This window comes from Sphingobacterium sp. 18053 (assembly GCF_902706145.1).
GTDB lineage: Bacteria > Bacteroidota > Bacteroidia > Sphingobacteriales > Sphingobacteriaceae > Sphingobacterium > Sphingobacterium paramultivorum.
The window spans coordinates 238,577-264,148 of sequence record NZ_CACSJW010000006.1 but is presented as its reverse complement, the minus strand read 5'-3'; the positions used below and the strand labels follow the sequence as shown (position 1 = coordinate 264,148).

The 25,572-nt window shown below is 41.4% G+C and carries 15 protein-coding genes; 9 read left to right on the top strand and 6 right to left on the bottom strand.

Translation table 11 applies throughout. The annotated features are described in order from the left end of the window. Nucleotides 1-90: 90 nt before the first annotated feature. The 5 genes from uvrA to GVK91_RS16250 all read right to left on the bottom strand — a co-directional run bounded on the left by uvrA (nt 91) and on the right by GVK91_RS16250 (nt 8,846). Nucleotides 91-2,892 (bottom strand): excinuclease ABC subunit UvrA, encoded by a 2,802-nt coding sequence (gene uvrA, locus GVK91_RS16270; RefSeq protein ID WP_159730118.1) that lies wholly within the window; start codon nt 2,890-2,892, stop codon nt 91-93. 569 nt (nt 2,893-3,461) lie between these two features. Further along, a complete protein-coding gene (typA, locus tag GVK91_RS16265) occupies nt 3,462-5,267 on the bottom strand; it encodes a translational GTPase TypA (RefSeq protein ID WP_153845355.1) in 1,806 nt (601 codons plus the stop codon). 78 nt (nt 5,268-5,345) lie between these two features. Beyond that, nucleotides 5,346-6,536 (bottom strand): glycine C-acetyltransferase, encoded by a 1,191-nt coding sequence (gene kbl / locus GVK91_RS16260; RefSeq protein WP_153845354.1) that lies wholly within the window; start codon nt 6,534-6,536, stop codon nt 5,346-5,348. A gap of 482 nt (nt 6,537-7,018) precedes the next feature. After that, complete coding sequence (locus tag GVK91_RS16255) at nt 7,019-8,266, bottom strand: ABC transporter permease (protein WP_088159803.1); 1,248 nt, start codon at nt 8,264-8,266, stop codon at nt 7,019-7,021. A gap of 154 nt (nt 8,267-8,420) precedes the next feature. Next, nucleotides 8,421-8,846 carry a DUF2147 domain-containing protein gene (locus GVK91_RS16250; RefSeq protein ID WP_153845353.1) on the bottom strand — a complete coding sequence of 142 codons (426 nt, stop codon included), beginning with the start codon at nt 8,844-8,846 and terminating at the stop codon, nt 8,421-8,423. Nucleotides 8,847-9,232: 386 nt separating this feature from the next. Between GVK91_RS16250 and GVK91_RS16245 the strand changes: the two genes are divergently transcribed. Continuing rightward, the gene (locus GVK91_RS16245) at nt 9,233-9,574 is read left to right on the top strand and encodes a phage holin family protein (RefSeq protein ID WP_153845352.1); all 342 of its coding nucleotides are present in this window, start codon (nt 9,233-9,235) and stop codon (nt 9,572-9,574) included. A gap of 264 nt (nt 9,575-9,838) precedes the next feature. Next, on the top strand, nt 9,839-11,755 hold the full coding sequence (locus GVK91_RS16240; RefSeq protein ID WP_159730116.1) for a heavy metal translocating P-type ATPase: 1,917 nt from the start codon (nt 9,839-9,841) through the stop codon (nt 11,753-11,755). Between the two features lie 111 nt (nt 11,756-11,866). On the opposite strand, the gene pgi is transcribed toward GVK91_RS16240, so the two are convergent. Continuing rightward, nucleotides 11,867-13,537 (bottom strand): glucose-6-phosphate isomerase, encoded by a 1,671-nt coding sequence (gene pgi / locus GVK91_RS16235; RefSeq protein WP_159730114.1) that lies wholly within the window; start codon nt 13,535-13,537, stop codon nt 11,867-11,869. Nucleotides 13,538-13,755: 218 nt separating this feature from the next. Between pgi and prfB the strand changes: the two genes are divergently transcribed. The 7 genes from prfB to GVK91_RS16200 all read left to right on the top strand — a co-directional run bounded on the left by prfB (nt 13,756) and on the right by GVK91_RS16200 (nt 25,530). Then, nucleotides 13,756-14,839 (top strand): peptide chain release factor 2 gene (gene prfB / locus GVK91_RS16230; protein WP_153845349.1). Its coding sequence is split into 2 segments (ribosomal slippage): nt 13,756-13,815 and nt 13,817-14,839, totalling 1,083 coding nucleotides; the frame shifts between segments, so codons are not numbered across the junction. A gap of 453 nt (nt 14,840-15,292) precedes the next feature. Continuing rightward, on the top strand, nt 15,293-16,738 hold the full coding sequence (locus GVK91_RS16225; RefSeq protein WP_200845644.1) for a glycosyltransferase family 2 protein: 1,446 nt from the start codon (nt 15,293-15,295) through the stop codon (nt 16,736-16,738). Between the two features lie 34 nt (nt 16,739-16,772). Then, entirely contained in the window at nt 16,773-18,074 is a 1,302-nt protein-coding gene (locus GVK91_RS16220) for a nucleotide sugar dehydrogenase (RefSeq protein ID WP_159730112.1), read from the top strand. A 211-nt stretch (nt 18,075-18,285) separates the two neighbouring features. Beyond that, entirely contained in the window at nt 18,286-18,828 is a 543-nt protein-coding gene (locus GVK91_RS16215; protein ID WP_120335693.1) for an RNA polymerase sigma factor, read from the top strand. Between the two features lie 139 nt (nt 18,829-18,967). Continuing rightward, complete coding sequence (locus GVK91_RS16210; RefSeq protein ID WP_153845347.1) at nt 18,968-20,077, top strand: FecR domain-containing protein; 1,110 nt, start codon at nt 18,968-18,970, stop codon at nt 20,075-20,077. Between the two features lie 237 nt (nt 20,078-20,314). Then, the gene (locus tag GVK91_RS16205) at nt 20,315-23,713 is read left to right on the top strand and encodes a TonB-dependent receptor (protein ID WP_159730102.1); all 3,399 of its coding nucleotides are present in this window, start codon (nt 20,315-20,317) and stop codon (nt 23,711-23,713) included. A gap of 11 nt (nt 23,714-23,724) precedes the next feature. Further along, nucleotides 23,725-25,530, top strand: a complete 1,806-nt coding sequence (locus GVK91_RS16200; RefSeq protein ID WP_159730100.1) for a RagB/SusD family nutrient uptake outer membrane protein — start codon at nt 23,725-23,727, stop codon at nt 25,528-25,530. Nucleotides 25,531-25,572 lie beyond the last annotated feature (42 nt).

Below are 25,572 nucleotides of genomic sequence, written 5' to 3'. Positions count from 1 at the left end.
ATCAGGCCTTAACAAAAGGAACAATAAATCGCAACTTATTGGCAGTCCAGTTGCCCTGATACAGATTACTTCACTTCGCTAAAGTAGGATTTAATCTCTTAAATGTGCCTTTAAAAATTGACCTGTATAAGAATCTTTACAATGGATAAGTTCTTCAGGAAGTCCCGCAAAGACTAGCTTTCCACCTTTATTGCCACCCTCAGGACCAATATCGATGACCCAATCTGCCGATTTGATCATATCCATATTGTGCTCGATCACCAAGATACTGTTTCCTAAGGCAATCAGTGCATCAAATGATTTCAATAGCTTTTTAATATCCTGAAAGTGTAAGCCCGTCGTGGGCTCATCAAAGATAAAAAGTGTCTTCTTGCTGTTATTTCCCTTAATGAGGAAGGAAGCCAGCTTAATCCGCTGTGCTTCACCACCAGACAATGTACTTGACGATTGTCCGAGCTTAACGTAGCCTAGTCCAACGTCCTGTAAAGGCTGCAATTTCGCTAATATTTTAGGCTGGTCTGCAAAGAATACGATCGCTTCATCAACACTCAGCTCGAGAACATCTGCTACCGACTTGTTTTTGAAGTGTACATCAAGCACAAATTGTTTAAATCGTTTGCCTCCACATGCCTCACAGGGCAAAACGATATCGGCCATAAATTGCATTTCAATTTTAACTTCGCCTTCGCCCTGACAAACATCACAACGTCCACCTTCAACATTAAATGAAAATGCCGCAGGTTTCAATCCAGCAGCTTTGGCCGGTGCCTGGTTGGCATATAAAGCCCTGATTTCATCCCAGGCTTTCACGTAAGTCACCGGGTTGGATCGCGAAGAACGACCGATCGGGTTTTGATCGACCATTTCAACTTGTTCGACTTGGGTAATATCCCCCTCGATCGCATCATAGACCCCCGTCTGCTCACCGGAGTAATTGCCTATCGACTTCTGCAGTGCTGGGTAAAGGATACGTTTGACCAAGGAGGTCTTACCTGATCCGGAAACACCCGTTACCACAGTAAACGTATTCAATGGAAATTGTACATCAATCCCTTTGAGGTTATTCTCATGGGCTCCTTTAATGGTAACACTATTGGACCATGGACGGCGTTTTTTGGGTACCTCAATCTGGCTTTTGCCACTGAGGTATTGACCCGTAAGGCTCTTTGTATCTTTCAGAATCTGCTGATATGTACCCGCGAAGACCATTTCGCCGCCATTGATCCCGGCTTCCGGTCCGATATCGATCAGGTAATCAGCCGCCTCCATCATCTCCTGCTCATGCTCGACCACCACCACTGTATTACCAACATCGCGCAGAGATTTCAGCACAGAGATCAGGCGCTGTGTATCACGTGGATGAAGTCCAATACTTGGCTCGTCCAACACATAAATAGAACCTACGAGTGAACTTCCTAATGAAGTTGCCAGATTGATCCGCTGTGATTCCCCTCCAGAAAGGGTATTCGATAGCCGGTTCAAGGTCAGGTAACTTAATCCAACATCGCACAAAAATTGCAATCTATTATTAATTTCAGCAAGAAGTCTTTTGGCAATGACAAGTTCATTACCCACCAGCGGTAAAGTTGTAAAGAATTCCAAGGCGTCCTCCAGCGGCATCAAAACGATATCGGTGATAGACTTGCCCCCTACTTTCACGTAAGTAGCATCTTTACGTAATCGGGTCCCACGGCAGTCCGGGCAATCTGTCTTCCCACGATAGCGAGACAACATCACACGGTATTGAATTTTATAAGTCTGCTCTTCAAGTTCCTGAAAGAACTGTGTCAGGCCGGTAAAATATTTATTTCCCGTCCACAGCAACTCTTTCTGTTCAGCGGTCAGATCCATGTATGCACGATGTATTGGAAAATCAAATTTCAGGGAACTTTTAACAAGCACTTGTAACCACTCGCCCATTTTCTCCCCTCTCCAGGGTGCTATTGCGCCATCGTAGACCGAACGGCTTTTGTCTGGAATAACAAGATCAGGGTCAATACCAATGATCTTTCCATAACCTTCACATCGGCGACAGGCACCATAAGGATTATTAAAACTGAAGAAATTTGGTGTAGGTTCTTCAAATGTTATTCCATCAAGTTCAAATTTATGGGAGAAATGATGTCTTTGACTATTTTCCTCCATATAAAGCTCCCCCTTACCTTCGAAAAAACCTGTTTGGACAGAGTCAGAAAGTCGATTGACTGTATCATCGTCCTGTTCAATGCGAACCCGGTCGACGACAATAAGCACTTCACCATCCTGAAGGTCTTTATTGGCGATGGCCTTATCATCGATAATAGCTTCGATCTTCTGCATACTATCCCCATAGACGACACGCACAAAACCTTTCTGCAACAAGAGAGATAGCTCTTCTTTGAGTTTACGTCCATGAGAAGGAATAAGTGGCGCGAGAAGCGTCAACGTTGTCCCCTCTTCCAAATTCAAGGCAAAATCCACCACTGAACTCACACTGTCTTTGGTCACCTCGCGACCAGATACAGGAGAAATTGTCTTTCCGATTCGGGCATATAACAATTTCAGATAATCATAGATCTCGGTGGATGTTCCTACCGTCGAACGGGGGTTGGAAGTAATGACACGTTGCTCAATGGCAATCGCGGGAGCAATACCTTTGATGTAATCCACCTCCGGTTTATTCATCCGTCCCATAAATTGTCTTGCGTACGAAGAGAGACTTTCGACATAACGCCGCTGTCCTTCGGCATAGAGCGTATCAAAAGCCAAGGAGGATTTTCCTGAGCCCGACATTCCAGTGATAACAACTAATTTATTTTTAGGGATATCAACGTCAATATTCTTTAAGTTATTAACTCTTGCTCCCTTTATCTGAATATATTCTTTTGGAGTGTGCTCCACCTGTTTACTCATAATAATCCTTATCTCACACAAAGTTACGTATTCTTGGCTGATTATATTCCTGCGAATTAAAAAGCAATTCGGTTTTCTATCACCTGAATTTCAAAAAACAGGAACTGTTCCAAAGTCGGCAAAATTTTGATGAAAGGCTTCATACACGGCAACAGGTAAATCTGCGACCAGTTATAAATTGAAATACACCAAACAATTTAGTTTCCCAAGCAATTATTATTTAACATTTTTTGTTTTTCGATTAATCCTTCCAAAAACAATACAGTCCTATAGGTGTTATATCTGTTATAAGCGTGTAGCATTTTTTGCAGATAGCGCGTTTAAAAAACAAATAAAAATAAGAAAATGGGGTATTCAAGTTTACAACACACACAAAACGAGAATATTTCATGGCCATTAAAATTAAATAATTGCATATATGAAAAAAAATATATTTCGAGTAATCGCGCAGCAGAGGTAAGAACAAAAAAGTAAACCGCTACAGTTATTTGGTGAACCAAATATCCATGCAATAAAAAAGCCCTCGAACAATGTTCGGGGGCTTTTTTTATATCGCGTTCCGCTATTGACTATTGGAATTTCTTCGCGTTTACTTTACGCTCATTTTCAGTCAAATAGATTTTACGCAAACGGATAGACTGTGGTGTAACCTCAATGTATTCGTCAGCTTGGATATACTCCATAGATTCCTCTAAAGAGAATTTAATCGCTGGTGCGATACGTGTGTTATCATCTGTACCCGAAGCACGCATATTTGTCAATTGTTTACCTTTAACGATGTTGATCGTTAAATCATTATCACGGATATGCTCACCCAAGATTTGACCTTCATAAATATCCACACCTGGATCAACGAAGAACTTACCTCTGTCTTGTAACTTATCGATAGAGTATGCTGTAGTTGTACCTTTATCTAAAGAGATCAATACACCGTGCAAACGTCCAGGGATTGGTCCTCTCCAAGGCTCGTAACCTTTTAAACGGTGCGCCATAACAGCTTCACCTGCTGTAGCTGTCAACACGTTGTTACGTAAACCGATGATACCACGAGAAGGAATTTCGAACTCAAGATGTTGCATTTCACCTTTCGTCTCCATCACTAAAAGTTCACCTTTACGTTGAGTTACTAGCTCAATTACTTTACCAGAAACCTCTGCAGGCACGTCAACTACCAACACCTCGATAGGCTCACATTTTTTGCCATCAATTTCTTTTAAGATTACCTGAGGTTGACCTACTTGTAGTTCGTAACCTTCACGACGCATTGTTTCGATCAATACCGACAAGTGAAGGATACCACGTCCGTATACCAACCAAGCATCTGGAGATTCAGTAGGAACGACGCGTAAAGCCAAGTTCTTTTCTAATTCTTTTTGTAGACGATCGTGGATGTGTCTCGAAGTAACCAATTTACCTTCTTTACCGAAGAAAGGCGAGTTATTGATGGTAAACAACATGTTCATTGTTGGTTCATCAATGCTGATAACTTCCAGTTGCTCCGGATTTTCGAAATCTGCAATTGTATCACCGATATCAAAACCTTCGATACCAACTACGGCACAAATATCGCCACATTTAACTTCTTCTACACGACGACGGCCTAAACCTTCGAATGTATGCAATTCTTTAACACGTGATTTCACGATCTTGCCATCACGTTTTACCAACGAAATAGGTTGACCTTCTTTGATTATACCACGCGCTACACGACCGATGGCAATACGTCCTACGAATGTAGAGTAATCCAACGATGTGATCTGCATTTGTAATGTACCTTCAACAAATGGGGAAGGTGGGAAATGACTGATGATAGCATCTAATAATTCAGACACATCTTCTTTCTTTTCTTTCCAATCTGTTGACATCCAACCATGTTTGGATGAACCATATAATACAGGGAATGCTAATTGTTCTTCTGTCGCATCTAGGCTAAAGAATAAATCAAATACATTCTCGTAAACCTCTTCAGGACGACAGTTTTCTTTATCGACTTTATTGACAACTACCAACGGTTTCAACCCCAGGGATAATGCCTTTTGTGTAACGAAACGTGTTTGTGGCATCGGACCTTCGAACGCATCCACAAGCAAAACAACACCATCAGCCATTTTCAATACACGCTCAACCTCACCACCGAAATCGGCGTGACCAGGTGTATCAATAACGTTAATTTTTACGCCTTTATATTCAACAGAAACGTTTTTAGCGACAATAGTAATACCGCGTTCACGTTCTAAATCATTATTATCCAGAATTAAATCACCTGTACCATCATTGTCTCTAAAAAGATTTGTGAAGTGTAAGATTTTGTCTACCAACGTAGTTTTACCGTGATCGACGTGAGCGATAATCGCTATGTTTCTAATATTTTGCATCTAGCAAGTAAATTTGTTTTTAAATTCAGGGTGCAAAGATAAACATTTTGCACCATAAATTTTATAACTATGTGTATTTTATTTAATTACACCTAATTCTTTACCTACTTTAGTAAAGGCGGCGATTGCTTTATCCAGGTGAGTAACTTCGTGTCCTGCCGAAATCTGTACACGGATACGAGCTTTTCCCTGAGGTACAACAGGATAATAGAAACCTATTACATAAATTCCCTCATCCAACATCTTGGATGCAAATTCCTGCGCTAATTTCGCGTCATACAGCATCACAGGCACAATCGGGTGGAAACCTGGTTTGATATCAAATCCAGCAGCCGTCATTTTTTCACGGAAGTAGATTGTATTTGATTCCAATTTATCACGCAATGCAGTTGTCTCGCTCAGCATGTCCAAGACCGCAACAGAAGCTCCGGCAATTGCTGGTGCTAGGGTATTCGAAAATAAATAAGGACGTGAACGCTGACGTAACAAATCGATGATTTCTTTTTTACCGGAAGTAAAACCTCCAGAAGCACCACCTAACGCCTTACCTAAAGTACCTGTAATGATATCTACACGATCAATTACATTGAAAAGCTCGTGTGTACCACGTCCAGTTGCACCGATAAATCCTGTACAATGCGACTCATCGATCATCACTAGCGCCTGGTATTTATCCGCAAGATCACAGATCTGGTCTAATGGAGCTACAGATCCATCCATCGAAAACGCTCCATCTGTAACAATGATTTTATGCCGAGCACCGGATGCGGCCTGTAATTGCGCTTCCAGATCAGCCATATCCGCATTTTTATAACGGAAACGTTGTGCTTTACACAAACGAACACCGTCAATGATAGAGGCGTGATTTAATTCGTCGGAAATGATTGCATCTTCGGCACCAAATAACGGCTCAAACACCCCGCCGTTAGCGTCGAATGCTGCCGCATATAAAATAGTATCTTCTGTTCCGAGGAACGTAGAAATTTTTGCTTCTAATTCTTTATGCACATCTTGGGTACCGCAGATGAAACGTACGGAAGACATTCCATAACCGTGTGTATCAATCGCTTTCTTAGCAGCTTCGATTACTTTTGGATGTGAAGAAAGTCCCAAATAATTGTTAGCACAAAAATTGACAACTTCCTGTCCTGTGCTTACTTTGATGTCTGCTCCTTGTGGAGTAACGATCACCCGCTCTTGTTTATACAATCCCGCTTCTTTGATTGCTTCCAATTCCTTTTCTAAAACTGGTTGTAATGTATTGTACATAATTCGATTTTATTTTTTTATACAATATTACAGTTTTTTCATTGGAATAAGTTGCTTTACCTTTCGAGAAAAGGGCTATTCACGGAGAATTCACCCCAAATCAATGATTTGGTAACATTAAACCGATTGCATAAAATTCCTTTTTTCGATCGATCTACTTTTCCTCTTGCTTTGATAGCGAGCAACTGGGCGACAAGCCCTAGACATCTTCGACCTGTAAGCAGGGTGCATGCGCGGTGTCTCAATGGTAAATCCACCTTAAAAAGGTGGACTCAACGTGGACTCAAGGTGGACTCATTGTACTTGCAGTCCGAAGTTGGTGTAACCTTATCTCAACTTTGGTCTCTCGCATTTTAGCTGAAAAGCGCCGGAATTTTAATAACAGACAGGAGCGAAAGCTAGCGGATTTAAGCTATCGCATAACAAAAGGTCTTATCCATAAAAATTTCGTGAAAATAGAGCGGTAGGCGCTCCAATGTGAATTACTCGTAACGAAGCGCGTCGACTGGATCCAGTTTAGATGCTTTTGAGGCCGGGTAATAGCCCGATAGCATACCGACGAGTCCACATACCGCGAAACCCAAAATAATCGCTCCCCAAGGTATAATAAAAGATGTGCCGAGCTGCAGCGCCAGAATATTACCAATCAAAATGCCTATAAAGATCCCGGCGACACCTCCAATCATACAGATCACAATTGCTTCCATCAGAAATTGCTTACGTATAACACTTGGTGTTGCACCGATTGCCTTACGAATACCGATCTCTCGTGTACGTTCAGTGACCGAAACTAGCATGATGTTCATCAATCCGATTGAAGCTCCCACAAGGGTTATAAAAGCAATCACGACCGCTCCCAAAGTAACCATAGCCATATTTTGCATCAGCATCTGGGCAACCGCATCTGATTTGGTGATTTCAAAATCATTTGACTGCCGTGATGCCAATCCGCGGATATTTCTAAATACGATTGTAGCTTCGCCGATTGCCGCTTCCAATCGCATGGGGTCATTGGAAGAAACAGTGATCACATAGGAAGGCTCGGTACCCTGCATCACTGCCCTAGCCTTGATCAGGGGAATAAAGCAGGCTCTGTCCCCACCCATCCCGGCAGAAGAACCTTTACTTTTTAAAACTCCTATCACCAAATAGCGGATATTGTTAACAGTAATAAACTGTCCTATTGGATCAATAATTTCGTTGAATAGCATTTTACTCACTTCACTACCGATGATGATGACGCCACTACCTGTTTCAACCTCTCGCGTAGAAAAATTACGGCCTTCGCTGACAACATACCCTGATGTCTGCAGATAATTTTCATCTGTCCCGATCAGGCCGATATTAGGGTTTGTCTTTTTGGATTGATATTTTGCGGTTGTATTCCAACTCACATTGGCACTGATTGATGTCAACGCATTAAAGTGAAAATCCTGTCTGAATCTTGCAGACTGTGCGTAAGTAATATTAGCAAAGACTTTTGAGCGAGTCCCCTCATTACCGATCCGAACATTCAATCCCCTGTTGCGTATGTTGAAGGAATTTGACCCCATCGACGAAAAGGAATCTGTCAGCGAGTTTTTCATGGCATCAATCGAGGTCAATACCCCTATTAATGCCATCATCCCTATGGCAATGATCAGTGCTGTTAAAAATGTCCGCAGCTTATTCCCTACAATGGACTGTAGTGCAAGCTTGACATTTTCAACATAAGACATCTTTACGGCCATAGAGCTGGTATTTATAATTTGTAGGGATGAAAATACTGTAATTCCAGCACAAAACCAAAAAGGCAATTTACTTCCTAGAAATAAATTGCCTTTTTGGTGGAATCTGACCTATCCATGCAAGCGGATTATTTTGATTTTGCAGCCATTTTCTATCTTAATTAATTCTTTTCCATGTCTCGGTGCGTCCAAGCAAGCTCACACCCACATAACCTCGGATATCAAGCTTATCGCCTTTTAAGGTCATCTTGCAGCTATACGTTTTGCCCGACTTCGGATCATAGATCTTTCCATCAACATAAGTATTGCCATCTTTATCAAAATTGGTCAAGATTTCGAGTCCCTGTACATTTCTACTCTGCAGTGCTTTATCTGGATTTTTTATATCTTTCTTCGGCTGACCGGCTTCATTATTTGGAAATTTCAGCCAATAGAGCTTGCCAAAAAACTTCTCGCCTTTCTTGTAAATTTCAACGCGACCTTCGCCACTTGGGTTTTCCCACTTTCCGATGATGGGATCTGTTTGCGCAAATAATGCTACTGTAGTCAGCAGCATTATGAATGACATCATAATTTTCTTCATGGGTCTATTATTTTATGAACTTAATTCTTTCAATTTCCGCCCTATTGTCAATATGATCGCTTTTACCCCCCCCCAAACACTCCTATCAATCCATTTCTACCATCAGCAATCGCCCCACTTAACGAATATAATGACTGACCACCAAATAACAATAGCATCATAGCTTCTGAATAAATATACAAAATATTTACTATGCTTGCATATATTTTTATTTCTAAAACTGCTCATCTCCAATCGGACGGCCCGCACTAATCCACGCCAACGGCCCATCAACGCCCATTTCTCCAGAAGACTTAAATTCATAATCTAAACAAAGTTTGGCATCGGGTTTGCACGATAGTTATTATATTATTACTTTATTTACTCTTTATAAATTAGCACATATTATGAAATTTATTATTAGTCTTTTACTTACTGGTGTAGTCGTCGCAATTGCATGCTGGATTGTCCCCGGCGCTCACGTTGCCGGATTCGGTTGGGCTATCGTTACAGGACTCGTCATTGGATTTGTCAATGCGACTGTGGGATCGATTTTAAGGTTATTTACATTCCCGTTGAATTGGCTTACCCTTGGCCTGATTTCCTTTATTATTACCGTATTGATGGTCTTGTTATCAGATTCACTACTCGGCTCCAAATTTGATGTAGATGGATTCTGGACCGCTGCGCTGTTTGCCATTGTCGTTGCCATATTGGAAATGATTATTGGCAGTACTTCGAAAGATTAAAAATACATTCATAAAATAGCAGCGGGCGTCCGCATCAATACATGTGGACGCCTTTTCATTGCTCAGCGATTGCCACCCTTTCTTGCCGACATCATCTTCCTTTACTGACAGCATCTGTCGTTTGAAAAACAGATAGTTTACTGTTCCACTTCCTTTAAAATAATCGTCTAAAATAATCATCCTTATGGGTGAGTTTATCCTCATTTCCCTCGCTTTTTACAGCAGAATTCGCTAAATTTAATTCTTTAAAAGAACCGCTGATATATGTGCGAACACAACCACGAGCATAACCATGACACACAGGAGCACGGCCTTCCAACAAAGGAGCATCCTTGGTGGATCGCTCAAAGTAAGCTCCTCATGGCCCTTGTCATTCTACTTACTTTACTCCTATTGAAATATGCTTTTAAGATCAGCCTTCCCTTTGGCATCAACTTGACCTTAAATAGCATCGCCTATCTTCTCGCGGGAATCCCCGTTATTCAAATGGCATTGCGCAAGGCAAGTCGTGGCGATATTTTTAATGAATTTTTTTTAATGACCGTTGCAACATTGGGAGCTTTCGCCATTGGAGAATTTGAAGAGGGCGTCGCGGTCATGGTCTTCTATCAAATCGGAGAATGGTTTCAGGATACTGCCGTCGACAATGCCAAGAAATCAATCAAATCCTTATTGGATATCCGCCCTGACACAGTAACGGTCATACGCAATGGGCAGCAACAGCAGATCAATCCTAAAAATGTTGAAATTGGCGAAACTATCCTTGTGAAAGCAGGAGAAAAAGTGGCTCTGGATGGTAAATTGAAAACAGAAAAAGCGGCATTTAACACTGCTGCTTTGACTGGGGAGAGTAAACCCGATACAAAATATTCCGGTGATGCTGTTTTTGCAGGTATGATCAATTTGGAAACAGTCGTTGAAATCGAGGTATCCAGCGTATTTGAAGATAGCAAGTTGAGCAAAATTCTCGAAATGGTTCAGGATGCCACTGCACGAAAATCCAAAACTCAGCTGTTTATTGCTCGATTTGCCAAAATATATGTCCCCATCATCTTTGGGCTTGCGCTCTTGGTCCTTATTGCACCCCTATTTTTTGTTCATGACTATAATTTTAAGGACTGGTTCTACCGGAGTTTAGTCTTTCTGGTGATCAGCTGTCCCTGCGCCCTGGTCGTTTCCATTCCCCTGGGTTATTTTGGCGGTATAGGCTTAGCTTCCCGAAATGGTATATTATTTAAGGGCGGGAACTTCCTCGATGCCATCACTTCAGTCGATACCGTTGTCATGGATAAAACGGGTACGCTTACAGCCGGTGTCTTTGAGGTAACCGAAGTTTTTGCCGTCAATGGAGATCCAGAGGAATTATTGAACTATGCGAAAGCCATTGAGGCACATTCAACACACCCCATTGCGAAGGCGATCGCCAGTTATCATCCCGGCAGTGCTGCATTTCAGGCTGAGAAAATCCAGGAAATAGCAGGCCACGGACTTTTCGCCACTGTTAACGGAAAGCACACACTCGCGGGCAACAGCAAGTTACTGGACAAATTCGATATTAGCTATCCGGCAGATCTAAGGCAAATGGCATACTCCATTGTATTACTTGCCATCGAAGGTCAATATGCGGGTTATATTACTGTTGCGGATCGAATTAAACCAAATGCCAAAGCTGTGATCCAAGCCATGCATGCTCAAGGTTTGTATACAGTTATGTTATCTGGAGATAAAACAGCGGTGGTAGATGAAGTCGCCAAAGAACTTGGACTCGACAAAGCCTATGGCGATCTTCTTCCTGAGGATAAAGTAAGCCATGTACAGCAGCTGATTGACCAAGGACGCCGCGTTGCCTTTGCCGGCGATGGCGTAAACGATGCTCCTGTAGTTGCCTTAGCACATGTAGGTATTGCTATGGGCGGACTGGGAGCTGATGCAACCATTGAAACTGCTGATGTTGTGATCCAAAACGATGAGCCACACAAGATTTTGTCGGCCATAAAAATTGGAAAAATAACCCGAAGTATTGTCTGGCAGAATGTCATCCTGGCGATGGGAATAAAAATCATTGTTTTGATCCTCGGCGCCGGAGGCATTGCAACACTTTGGGAAGCGGTCATTGCTGATGTGGGGGTAGCTCTTCTGGCGATTTTAAATGCCATTCGGATCCAGCATAAACAAGTTTAAAAACGAATCGATCATGCAATGCCCCAAAAAAGCACTGCCCCCAAAAAGTTAGTCACTTTCTGAGGGCAGTCCTGTTGTATCAAGGATCTCTTTTAGATCCTAGTTATAAATTTAATCCCGCCAAGCTTTATAGGCATTGATCAATCCATTGGTAGAAGAGTCATGACTCGTAACCGTATTCGCGTCACTTAATTCCGGAAGGATTTGATTGGCCAATTGTTTACCTAGCTCCACACCCCATTGATCAAAACTATAAATATTCCAGATCACACCCTGCACAAAAATCTTATGCTCATAAAATGCGATAAGTCGTCCTAAAGTACGTGGTGTCATTATTTTGAACAGGATTGAATTCGTCGGGCGATTACCCTCAAAGACTTTATAGGCTTTAAGCGCTTCTATTTCTTGGTCCGATTTGCCTGCTTTCTTGAATTCAGCAACTACTTCTTCCTCCGTTTTGCCATTCATCAACGCCTCAGTCTGTGCAAAAAAGTTGGACAATAGCAATTGGTGGTGGTTTCCGATCGGATTAAGACTATTGGCAGGGGCAATGAAATCACAAGGTATCAATTTGGTTCCCTGGTGAATCAACTGATAGAAGGCATGCTGCCCGTTCGTACCCGGTTCACCCCATATAATCGGTCCAGTCTGATAATCCACCTGTTGACCATTACGGTCAACATATTTGCCATTACTCTCCATATCCCCTTGTTGGAAATACGCAGCAAAACGGTGCAGATATTGATCGTAAGGAAGAATAGCATGACTTTCGGCCTGGAAAAAATTATTATACCATACCCCAAGCAAAGCCAATATCACGGGAATATTGGATTCGAAAGAAGTTTCCTTAAAATGAACGTCCGCATCGTAGGCACCTTTCAAAAGGTCCTCGAAATTATCAAAGCCTATTGCCAAGCTAATTGAAAGACCTATAGCAGACCATAGGGAATAACGACCGCCTACCCAGTCCCAAAACTCAAACATATTTTGAGTATCTATTCCAAAGGCACGTACTGCTTCTGTATTGGTGCTCAACGCGGCAAAATGCTTAGCGACATCCTCCTGAAGGGCACCACTCGCCAAAAACCAGTCTTTGGCTGTATGGGCATTGGCCATCGTTTCCTGCGTTGTGAAAGTTTTTGAGGCAATCAGAAACAAGGTTGTTTCAGGATCCACAGCTTTCAATGTTTCAGCAATGTGTGTACCGTCTACGTTGGAGACAAAATGTACATTTAAGCGCGTTTTATACGCTTTTAATGCTTCTGTTACCATCACAGGACCTAGATCTGAACCACCGATACCGATATTAACCACATCTGTAATTTCTTTACCCGTATATCCTTTCCACTGACCAGATATAATCTTTTCCGTAAAAGCTTTCATTTGTGCCAGCACGCGTTTAACGTCGGGCATAACATCTTTTCCGTCCACATAAACGGGTTGATCGGATTGATTTCGCAAAGCGGTGTGTAATACCGGTCTGTTTTCGGTCACGTTGATGCGCTCACCGGAGAACATCGCTGCTATCGCATCAGCAAGACCACATTCTTTAGCCAACTGGACTAAGAGCACTTTTGTCTCTTCGGTAATCCGATTTTTGGAGTAATCCAAAAGTATATCTTCGAAAGCGATCGAGAACTTCTCAAAACGTGCGGGATCTGCGGCAAAAAGTGCACGTAAATCTTTTTTTTCGCTATTGCTAGATAGACCTGATAATGAATCAAAATGCTGCGCTAGATTCTTATAGGCCTCAGTCTTTGTAAAATTAATTTTTGGGAACATACTGTTTTTACTGAAATTATTTGTTTTAAACATCAATAAGAGCCTTCGGTATTTCTATACTACATATCGTGTAGATCTTTAAATGAAGGTTTATTCCGTTGACAATACCAAAACTAAAAAAAAAAGGTCAAATTATCCCTATTTGGCAATCTATATTGGGCGCGAAGTTATTCGATAGAAGCACGAATTTATTAATTAAAATTTCTACTTTAGCGGATATGACAAAAGAACAAATTCAAGACTTGAGGGATCGTGTTACTTCCCTGAGGAGGCATCTTTGACATCGATGCACGCAAAGAAGAAATAGAAAGAGATCAAGCTATTACGCTTGAAGCGAGCTTTTGGGATGATTCCAAAGCTGCAGAAAAAATACTCTTGGCCATAAAAAACCAAAAGGTATGGACAGACCACTTCGACGAAGTTGCAGCGGCGGTTGAAGACGCATATGTCATGTATGAATTCTTCCAATCTGGCGACGCGAGTGATAAGGAAGTGGACGACCAATATAAACTAGCTTTAGCGCAAGTCGAGGAACTCGAATTCAAAAACATGCTTAGCGCCGAAGAAGATCAGCTGGATGCAATTTTACAGATTACAGCTGGTGCCGGCGGGACTGAAAGCTGCGACTGGGCTGCCATGCTGATGCGTATGTATATTATGTGGGGCGAGAAAAATGGGTATAAAGTGACCGAACAAGATTCGCAGGAAGGTGACGTTGCAGGTATTAAGAGTGTAACATTACAGATATCAGGCGATTTTGCTTATGGCTACCTTAAGGGAGAAAACGGTGTACACAGGCTCGTTCGGATTTCTCCGTTTGATTCCAATGCAAAACGCCATACCTCTTTCGCGTCTGTTTATGTCTATCCTCTGATCGATGATAATATTGAGATTGATGTTAAGGATTCGGAAATCGAATGGGACACGTTCCGCTCAGGTGGTGCAGGAGGTCAGAACGTAAATAAGGTGGAAACAGCTGTTCGATTACATCACAAACCTACTGGCATTATTATTAAAAATCAGGAATCCAGATCGCAATTGCAAAACAAAGAAAATGCGATGCGCTTATTGAAATCACAGTTATATGAGATTGAAATGCGTAAACGCCAGGAAGCTTCCGCTGCTATTGAAGGCAACAAGAAGAAAATAGAATGGGGATCCCAAATTCGAAATTATGTCCTACATCCTTATAAGTTAATTAAAGATTTACGGACCAATTACGAAACATCCAATACACAGGCTGTGCTGGATGGTGATCTAAATGATTTTCTAAAAAATTATCTAATGGAATTTGGCGGATAAAGACGATTCCAAAACTTGATGATATTGAAGACGTTCTCTTTTAGAGGCGTCTTTTTTTTTGCACTATCCCTTGCTTTTTTTATTTGGCTTAAGTTGATTTCTTCACCTGACCCATTGCCCCCTTTCCAACACAGTTTGTCACAGAAATTGTCAATTTCTCTTAACAATCAGCAGGCAAATGTTAAAAAACCTTAAAAGTCTACTGCCCATATCGTTATTATATTTTAATCAATTTTTATTACAAAATACAGTTAAAAAACTGAAAACAAACAACTTGCGTAACGTTATTTTGTATCAAGAACGTTACAATTTGAGCAGTCGGGTCATTTTTGGCACAAAATAAAGGCATGTGTTTTGCGTTTATGGATTCGTAATATTTTCATTACAAATGATACCGATTGCGGCATCGATTAAATATAGAATGAACGAATGTATATCTAAAATAGAACGGTTATGAATTACATGAAAGAAAACTCGATCGTATCCAAGCAGATGACCAAACAATGGAAGCCTGCTGTATATGATGTAAATGCAGGAGAAAAGCGATCTGATAATACAGTGAGCAAAAACGAGGAAAGCAACTTTGGTCCAAAAGAATATGGTATTTTTGGAGTGACTTTTTTTATACTATTTGCGTCAGTTTTTGGCGTATACATGCTTCAGCCAGATTTTGATGCATTACGTTTCCAACGTTTAGACAGCATCGGCGGAACATTTCTGATCGCCTTAGGTATATTTTTAGCTGCTATCGCCGTTAGCTTTTTGATTTTTTTGATTGTACTACATCGTAAATATAAACCCATCGCTTCTGTATCGGACGATGAGCTACCTACTTGTACGATTATTGTTCCAGCTTATAATGAAGGACAGTTAGTCTATGATACCTTACATAGTTTGGCTAGCAGTGATTATCCGGAGAAGAAACTTCAGATCATCGCCATTGATGACGGTAGTAAGGACAATACCTTTGCCTGGATACAACGTGCCAAAATGGAATTGGGCGATCGTGTTGAAATTTATCAGCAGCCCAAGAATATGGGTAAGAGACATGCTTTGTACCGTGGATTTAAGTTAGGTACGGGAGAAATCTTTATTACGGTTGATAGTGATTCTATTGTTAAAAAGGATACTATACGTAATATGGCGAGTCCTTTTGTAACAAACAAGGAATGTGGAGCTGTTGCGGGTAATGTGCGCGTATTGAATAATAAAAAAGCGATTATACCTCGTATGTTGAATGTTAGCTTCGTATTCAGCTTTGAGTTTGTACGTTCTGCGCAAAGTATGTTGGGTACGGTCATGTGTACACCAGGAGCCTTGTCCGGCTATCGCAAAGAGGCTGTCATGAACTGTTTGGAGGATTGGATCAACCAGACTTTTATGGGGCAACCGTCTGATATCGGTGAAGATCGCGCGATGACCAATATGATCCTAAAACAAGGTTATCATGTGTTATTTCAATCCAATGCATACGTTTATACCGACACTCCTGTACGTTACAAAAATCTGTACAAGATGTTCATCCGTTGGGAACGAAGCAATGTGCGCGAAAACATTGCGATGAGTCAATTTGCATTTAAGAATTTCCGTCAGGGACCTAAATGGGGGGCACGTATCTTATTGCTTATGCAATGGAAAAAAGTATTATTGTCTTATCCAATGATGTTTTTGATGCTGTGGACAGTATTTCATTATCCATTGATGTTCTTAAGCTCAACGTTGGTCGGTATCTTAATATTTTCCAGCATCCAGGCCTATTTCTTTGCTTCTAAAAACTCCGACGCCAAAGAAGCTTTCTGGGCTTATAGTTACAGTATATTTTATGCCTTCAGCTTATTCTGGATTACACCGTATGCGATAGCGACAGCTGGACGCAGAGGTTGGTTGACAAGGGGTTAAAATTAAAGCAAAGAACGTATATTTACAGCTATATATGAGAGATTTTAAGGTAAAAAAGATTGCCATCATTGGCCAAGGATATGTGGGATTGCCATTAGCAATAGCATTTTCCGATTTTTTCCCGGTGATTGGATTTGACATAAATAAAACACGTATTGAAGAACTTAAGCAAGGGCTTGACCGCACCCTAGAAACGGATCAAAAAGAGTTAAAACGGGCGCGAGATTTATTCCATACATCTAACCAAAGCAAAGGTTATGATGCGAGTAATTCTATAGCTGACATTGCAGATGCAAATGTCTATATTGTAACTGTCCCAACTCCGATAGACCGTTATAATTCACCAGACTTGTCCCCCTTGTTAAAAGCTTCTAAAATGCTTGGAGAGCTTTTGACAATAGGTGATTTGGTGATCTATGAATCTACTGTTTATCCTGGTTGTACTGAAGAAGAGTGTATACCTGTTTTGGAGAGTTTCTCGGGATTAAAATTTAATCAAGATTTTTTTGTTGGCTATTCACCAGAACGCATTAATCCAGGCGATAAAGTAAATTCACTTCAAAAAGTCATGAAGGTGACTTCCGGAAGTACGCCTGAGGCAGGATTGGTGGTAGATGGACTTTATAAAAATATTATTGAAGCCGGGACACATTTGGCCCCCTCAATCAAAGTTGCCGAAGCTGCCAAAGTGATCGAAAATGCTCAGCGTGATGTAAATATTTCCTTTATGAATGAGCTCGCGCTAATCTTCGACCGAGTGGGCATAGATACACAGGACGTGTTAGATGCTGCAGGTACAAAATATAACTTCCTTCGTTTTAAACCGGGTTTAGTCGGAGGCCATTGTATTTCTGTAGACCCTTATTATCTCGCTCAAAAAGCAACTCAACTAGGCTATCATCCCCACGTCATTTTATCTGGCAGAGAGGTGAATGATCAAATTGCTTCTTTCATTGCTTCAAAAGTTGTTAAACTGATGATTCAAAAAAATATCAAATTTGAGGGAGCCAAAGCGCTGGTATTAGGTATCACATTCAAAGAAAATTGTCCAGATATTAGAAACAGCAAGGTCATTGACATGATCCATGACCTCCAAGAGTTTGGATTAAAGGTAGATGTCTACGATCCATGGGTAAATGTAGATGATGTGAAATCACATTTCAATCTCGATCTATTGTCATCTCTTCCTGAATCTGCAGATTATGACAGCGTTATACTTGCCGTTGGACACCGAGAATTTTTACATTTGGATCTCAACAACTTAAAAAAGAACCCATCCGTTGTTTTTGATATCAAGGGCATACTCGACCGAAAATCAGTAGATGCCCGTCTATAAGGACTTTATTTTGATTACATCGGTTACTTTCTCAGGTCTTGATCTACTTAAATTTGCAACAAGTAGATCAAGATTTTTGTTACCTCGTATTTTGTGCAATCGTTTGATTAAAAAAAACATTATCATATTTTTTGTTTTTAATACTAACTTAACACCACAATTATAAATTTGGCCTAAATTAAACTAAGGGAGTACACAAATTGCGGTAATTATGGAACAGTTAGATGACACCGTGCTATTCGTTGGGATTCAAGCCAATGACCGTCATGCTTTTTCGGAATTAGTCAATCGCTATTCTGCTATACTTTTTCGATTTATACAGCGCCGTGTTTCCTGTGTTGAAGACTGTGAAGATATCCTGCAGGAGGTATTTGTCGCCCTTTGGAACAATAGACACAAAATAAACATTGAGTCCTCCCTCTATCCGTATCTTTTTAAAACAGCCAAGTACAAAATCATTGACTGGACTATTCATGAACAAAGGAAAGTTGTCCGTGCTGAAAACCTCTCCAAGACCTTTCAAACACAAACTTTAACCACGACATCTGAAGAAGAACTATTGGCAAAGGAACTCGCTGTGCTTATCGAGCAAGAAATTGACAAGATGCCTTCAACAATGCGATCTGCTTTCTCGCTTAGCAGAAAAGAATCCATGTCCATTAAAGATATCGCCACGGAACTTGCACTATCAGAACAAACCGTAAAAAACAATATCTCCCTGGCTTTAGGCTGGCTCAAGCTTCGATTTAAATAATAAATCCGCTAGACGAACTTGTGTCATGCGGTCTCATTTCCCAATACCTCACAATTTAAAAACACTGTAATACAGTAATTTATATTTTTTTTGATTTTTCTTCGGTACTTCTCTTCGCATAAGGGGATTATAGGTTTGTATGAAGGAACAAGAATCATCAGATCAAGCCAAAGCCTTGCTTAAAAAATACTTGGAAGGCCAATGTACAGCTGCGGAAGAACAACAGGTACTCCGTTGGTTTTATACATTGGACCAATCCGAGAACGAGCTGTCAGTGAACGAAAATCCACCCGACCTGGCATCACGTATCAATGCAAGATTAGATGACCAACTATTTGATGAACCCGCACCGCTCAAACGAATGAGCTGGGTACGATCTAAATGGATGGTTGCTGCCACGCTTATCGCCATTTCGGGGTTTAGCTTCTGGTTCTATCAAAAATTGTCCTCACCAGCACAAATACCGCTTACATTGGCTGCGGAGGTTCGTTCCCACAATAAGACTTTTCACAACGACATCCTTCCGGGAGGACATTATGCAAAACTTATAACACCGACAGGAAAAGAGCAGCAGCTCGCAGATCCATTTGTCCAACAGCATAATTCAACGACAGCTATAGCTGGGAAAAATTTCCGTGTTGATGTACCCAAGGCCGGCACTTATATGGTCATTTTAGAAGATGGTACAAAAGTATGGCTCAATTCGCTCACTCAACTTTCTTATCCAACACATTTTGAGGCAGATCAACGTCAAGTTACATTAACGGGAGAAGCTTATTTTAAGGTCGCTAAGGATGCCAGCCGACCTTTCCGCATCCACGCCAATGGCACAACAATCGAAGTATTGGGCACCACATTCAACGTCAACGCGTATCAAAATGAAGTGTCCACTTCACTCGTAGAGGGAAGTGTAAAAGTTCTTAAAGAGGGCAAGCAGACAATTATTAAACCCGGTGAGCAGGCGACAACATTGGCGAATGATATTCAGGTCAAAGTAAGTGATCTAGCGAAAAATACAGCATGGCAGCGTGAAGAATTTTATTTCGACGGCAGCAATTTCAACGATATCACGCAGCAAATTGCACGTTGGTATAATGTTGAATTTAAAAATATCGAAGCCATCACCAACGCTTCTACCTACAAAGGCTCCATAAGCAGAAACAGCAAGCTTTCGGAAGTATTGGAGATCCTTGCTTTAGCGACAGGGCGAAAATTCGACATCAACGGTCGGAACGTAATCGTGCAATGAAATTGATTATCTACCTAAAAAATACATCTATGGCATAAACATCGACTTATCGCCTGGCAATAACAAAAGAAGGGGATGTTGACGCATCCCCAGTTAAATCCAAGGCTTATTTTACTGATTACCAACAGAAATTTAAAACCTCAAAAATCATTCTAATTTATGAATTTTTTTTCTCCAATGAAAAGGCAGGAGAAAACACGGGAATTCCGGGTTCCTCCAGCCTTTAAAACTTTATGTATGATAAAGTTAAGCACTCTTTCTTTGCTTTCCCTTGCTTTGGGAGCACATGCCTCGGGAAATGCACAAACAGTTAATCTCTCCTTGAAAAAAGTAAAGGTTGAGAAAGTTTTACAAGAAATTTCTAAGCAAACAGACTTACGATTTTTTTATGATGAAAAACTGCTGAATAATCTGCAGCCCATCAGTGTGGATGCAAATCATGCTTCCATTTCACAAGTGCTATCCAAAGCACTTAAAGGACAGAATCTAAGCTATCAGATTCTCAACAACACCATTGTAATTTCCGAAAAACAACGTACAGATTTCGAAATCACAGGTACAGTTCGCGATTCAAAAGCAGCACTTGCCGGTGTAACGGTGTCTGTAGAGGGAAATTCCGCATTATCTACAAAAACAGATGCCAACGGACATTTTTCGCTTCGGATACCCGAGAAAGCAGTATTGGTATTTCAATATATGGGCTACACAACAGAGCGTGTACAGGTGGGAAATCAACGCACATTAAATGTGACTTTACAAACGAGCACATCACAATTAGATGAGGTGGTGGTCGTTGGTTATGGTACACAACGGAAAATCAATTTAACGGGCGCCGTTGACCAGATTTCCGCTAAAGAAATTGAGAATAGACCGGTCACCAATCTAGGTGCTGCCCTACAAGGTTTGATCCCAAACTTGAACATCACCAACGCGAGCGGTAATCCTTCGCAAAGTGCAAAATTCAATATCCGCGGTATCACATCAATCAATGGTGGTGAGCCTCTTATATTAGTAGACAACATTCCTGTCACTGGCGATGAGTTAGCAAGACTCAATCCAAATGATTTTGAAAACGTATCGGTCTTAAAAGATGCGGCCTCAGCTGCAATCTATGGAGCTCGTGGAGCATTCGGTGTAGTTCTTGTAACAACCAAATCTGCCAAGTCCGAAAAACTTCAGGTAAATGTAGGAATGAGCACCCAATGGCGCACCACAGGCAAATTGCCTGAAATTGTCACAGATCCACTTACCGTGATGCAATATAAACACGATGCAGCTTACCCATTATATGATTTGTATCCGGATGCCGTACGTGAATATGCGAAAAAGCTTCAGCAGGATCCGAGTTTACCCAACACCATCCTAGACCCCACAAATCCAGAGAAATGGGCTTATTATGGTCAAACCGACTGGATGAATGAAGCCTATAAAAAACTGGCTCCAACCAACACGCTCAACTTGAGTTTGGGTAAAAGAACGGACAAATTAAGTTACTTATTTTCTGGAGAATACTACAAGCTCGACGGTGCGCTAAAATATGGAAATGACAAACTTAACCGTTACAATGTCCGCAATAAAATGGATATGCAGGTCACTCCTTGGTTGAACTTCGGAAACAATACGGTACTAACAAGCCGTCAATATGAAGCGCCAGTTTTCATGGGCGGTGATTTCTTTTGGAATGTAAACCGTACCTCATCTTTGGATGTTCCAAAAAATCCGGATGGCAGCTGGACGCAAGCAGGTGCTGGCCTTTTGGGACTATTACAAGAAGGAGGACGAAGAAAAGAAAATATCAACGAGTTCCAAACAACATTCAATGCCAAAGCAGATCTGATCAAAAACATATGGACAGCTAACGCAGATATTACTTTCCGTCGTTCCTTTGGTGTAACAGATGGGTATAATCGTCCTGTTCAGTACAAGACAGGGCCGAATGCTACGCCTCAATATGCAGGTGGAACTGTACCTTCCGCATATAAGCAGCAGGAAAACACCCGATATGATGTAATCAACGTGTATACACAATATACGCAACAGTTTAATGACCACCATGTAAGTGCCTTAGTCGGTTATAACCAAGAATATAGAAATACCGAAACAAATTACGCCCTTAAAAATGGTCTTTATTCGGCTGACATACCATCCATCGGTTTAGGTAGTGGAGCGACAACAGTTACCCATAATATCGACGATTATGCACTGCAAGGTGTATTTTATCGTCTGAACTATGATTATAAAGGGCGTTACCTTATTGAATCCAATGGCCGTCTGGACGGTTCTTCACGCTTTCCAAAGGGTGACCGCTGGGGATTTTTCCCATCGGTGTCAGCAGGATGGGTACTTTCTGAAGAGCAATTCTTTAGTCCGCTCAAATCTGCGATCAACTTTTTGAAACTAAGGGGCTCTTATGGACAATTGGGCAATCAAACCGTCTATGATAAAAATATGAATCCACTCAGTTATCCTTATTTGCCGTCTATGGCAGTGGATACCGACATTCCTAGACTTATTGAAGGTAATCGCCCAATCTCCCTTTATCCACCATTGGTCGTGGCCAAATCCTTAACATGGGAGCGTATTTCAACAATCAACGGAGGTATTGACTTTAATCTACTCAACAGTCGCCTAAATACGACATTTGATATTTACAAACGGACCAATGAGGGTATGCTGATCCCAGGAAGAACTCTTCCGGGTGCTTTTGGTGCCGACGCACCGAACTTCAATGCGGCCGACATGAAGACGAATGGCTGGGATCTACGCATTAGCTGGAAGGACAAGTTCGACCTAGCTGGATCGCCATTCCATTATAACGCTACATTTACACTGGCAAACAGCAAAGCTACAATTACCAAATTTGATAATCCAACGGGCGATATTAGACAACATTATGCCGGACAGCGCATCGGTGAGATATGGGGTCTTCAAGCAGATGGTTTCTTCCAAAATGAGGATGAGCTAGCTAAACTGAATCAAACCGACGTAGGAACGGACGATCAACAATATAAATTCTATGTTGGTGACATCAAGTTCAAGGATATTGCGGGCGGGCCAGATGGAGGACCTGACGGTAAGATCACCAAAGGAAAACAAACGCTTGCTGACCATGGTGACCTCAAGATCCTCGGCAATTCAGAAATTCAATACCCATATAGCTTAGACCTTTCAGGTTCATGGAAAGGCTTTGACCTACGTGTATTTCTTCAAGGTGTAGGAAAAAGAGACTGGTATCCACCGGGAAGCCAAATCTATTTCTGGGGAATTTATGCGCAACCCTGGACAAATGTGACCAAGCAAAACTTAGACCATTGGTCTCCAGATAACAGAGATGGGTATTTTCCACGGATAAAATCGTACAGTGCGGAAGATAACGGAGAAGAACTCGGTATGCCTAATACACGTTACTTGCAGAATGCAGCCTATTTAAGGGTAAAAAACATCACTTTCGGCTATAGCCTTTCGCAGAATTTCACAAAAAGAATTGGCTTACAGGCCGTACGCTTCTATGTAAGTGGTGAAAATTTATTTGAACGCTCAGGGCTCAAAGTAAACATAGACCCCGAAGCCTTAGGCAGTACAAGAGTATATCCTTTCCAACGCACTTATGCCTTTGGATTAAATGTTAAGTTTTAATACGCATATTCATGAAAATATTTCACTATACTACACTAGCGTTGTCTTTATCACTATTGACAATAAGCTGTAATAAAGACTTTTTGGATCGTAGCAACAAGACTGCTGTGACAGACCAAAACTTCTTTAAAACGCCGGAAGATCTCAAAACCTATACCAACGGCTTTTATCGATTCATTGGCGGATCATATGACGACATCTTCTCAGATAATATCGGTGGATTCACAGGAAGCAGCTCAACCAACAATATGCTCCGTGGTACACTTACACAAGGCAACGCATCTGGCTGGTCGGATGAATGGAAAAATTTACGCCGCATCAATTATATGATGGATCACCTTGGTACTGTAACCGGCGATCAAGCACAAATAGACCATTACGTTGGAATTGCCCGTTTCTTTCGTGCCTACATCTACTTTAATTTAGTGCGCGATTATAACAATGTTCCTTGGTATGATACGGCTTTGGGCGCTGAGGACGAAGCCATGTACAAAGACCAAGATTCTCGCGAGGTTGTTGTTAAACATATTATGGAGGATCTTGAATTTGCCGCAGCTCATATCAGAGAAGATAAAGTAGCCGGTAATTTCAAAGAACGTGTCACACAAGGCGCTGCATTAACACTGTTAGCGCGCATTGCCTTACACGAAGGAACATTCCGTAAATACCACGAGGAGCTAAATTTACAAGCTTCTGCAGATGAGTTCTTAAAAAGAGCAGCTTCAGCATCCCAAGAAGTTATAAATTCTGGGAAATACAAAATTCATAACACTGGCGCCAAAGAAGTTGACTTTAGAACATTGTTCAGCAGCAACAATCTCTCTTCGAATACAGAAGCGATTTTTATCCAAAAGAATGATCGTTCACTAGGTATTGCAAACAATTCACACACGGTATTGGACTGGCAGTGGGCATTAAGCGGAGAATTGATGGAAGAATTCCTAACAGCTGACGGAAAATCGTTTACATCGACTCCGGATTACAAAACGAAAACCTTTACGCAAATATTTCAAAACAGGGATCCCCGATTGGCTGAAACCATCATGCCAGCTGGGTTTAAGACTGATCCGAATAACCCTACGGCTTATTTAATAAAACCTAGTTTTGGTGGATATCTACAGATTAAATTCTACCCTAGAGATCCTGCTCTCCGTGGTGGTTGGGACGCAAACTACACCGATCTTCCTATTATGCGTTATGCCGAAGTATTGCTTATCAATGCTGAAGCGAAAGCTGAATTGGGTACGCTTACACAAGCTGATCTGGATGCAACCGTGAATGTTTTACGTGGACGCGTCGGTGTACCAGCCTTACTGTTAGCAACGGCCAATACACAGGTAGACCCTGTTCTTGCGGCACGCTATCCGAACGCTCAAGGAGCCAATAAAGGAGCCTTGTTAGAAATCCGTCGTGAACGCCGTGTTGAACTTGCCTGTGAAGGTTTCCGCTTCAACGATGTGCTACGCTGGAAAACAGGAGACTTGCTAGCCGTTGCCCCGCATGGAATCTACGTCCCTGCATTAGGCGCCATGGATGTTACCGGTGATGGAAATCCGGATATCGCCATTCTTGAAAATGAGAAAGCAACAGGTCCAATCGACCAGTTACCGGATGCTGTAAAAACCAAACTCGTAAAATATTACCTCGATGGAGGTGCATTTTACCTCAGCAATGGTACTTCGGGGTATATTATGATGACTGTTGACCAAAAAAATAAGCGGTCATTTGTCTCCCCAAAATACTATTACAAACCAATCCCATTGGGACAAATAACATTGAATCCCAATCTAAAACAAGCCTTTGGATGGGATAAATAGTTAATAACCTTATTCACTTTTTGCTAGCTCTGAAACCGGAGC

What these genes read in the sequence shown, in the direction of transcription:
- uvrA (WP_159730118.1), bottom strand. Translation starts at nt 2,892, where the DNA reads ATGAGTAAACAGGTGGAGCACACTCCAAAAGAATATATTCAGATAAAG.
- typA (WP_153845355.1), bottom strand. Translation starts at nt 5,267, where the DNA reads ATGCAAAATATTAGAAACATAGCGATTATCGCTCACGTCGATCACGGT.
- kbl (WP_153845354.1), bottom strand. Translation starts at nt 6,536, where the DNA reads ATGTACAATACATTACAACCAGTTTTAGAAAAGGAATTGGAAGCAATC.
- GVK91_RS16255 (WP_088159803.1), bottom strand. Translation starts at nt 8,266, where the DNA reads ATGGCCGTAAAGATGTCTTATGTTGAAAATGTCAAGCTTGCACTACAG.
- GVK91_RS16250 (WP_153845353.1), bottom strand. Translation starts at nt 8,846, where the DNA reads ATGAAGAAAATTATGATGTCATTCATAATGCTGCTGACTACAGTAGCA.
- GVK91_RS16245 (WP_153845352.1), top strand. Translation starts at nt 9,233, where the DNA reads ATGAAATTTATTATTAGTCTTTTACTTACTGGTGTAGTCGTCGCAATT.
- GVK91_RS16240 (WP_159730116.1), top strand. Translation starts at nt 9,839, where the DNA reads ATGTGCGAACACAACCACGAGCATAACCATGACACACAGGAGCACGGC.
- pgi (WP_159730114.1), bottom strand. Translation starts at nt 13,537, where the DNA reads ATGTTCCCAAAAATTAATTTTACAAAGACTGAGGCCTATAAGAATCTA.
- GVK91_RS16225 (WP_200845644.1), top strand. Translation starts at nt 15,293, where the DNA reads ATGAATTACATGAAAGAAAACTCGATCGTATCCAAGCAGATGACCAAA.
- GVK91_RS16220 (WP_159730112.1), top strand. Translation starts at nt 16,773, where the DNA reads ATGAGAGATTTTAAGGTAAAAAAGATTGCCATCATTGGCCAAGGATAT.
- GVK91_RS16215 (WP_120335693.1), top strand. Translation starts at nt 18,286, where the DNA reads ATGGAACAGTTAGATGACACCGTGCTATTCGTTGGGATTCAAGCCAAT.
- GVK91_RS16210 (WP_153845347.1), top strand. Translation starts at nt 18,968, where the DNA reads ATGAAGGAACAAGAATCATCAGATCAAGCCAAAGCCTTGCTTAAAAAA.
- GVK91_RS16205 (WP_159730102.1), top strand. Translation starts at nt 20,315, where the DNA reads ATGATAAAGTTAAGCACTCTTTCTTTGCTTTCCCTTGCTTTGGGAGCA.
- GVK91_RS16200 (WP_159730100.1), top strand. Translation starts at nt 23,725, where the DNA reads ATGAAAATATTTCACTATACTACACTAGCGTTGTCTTTATCACTATTG.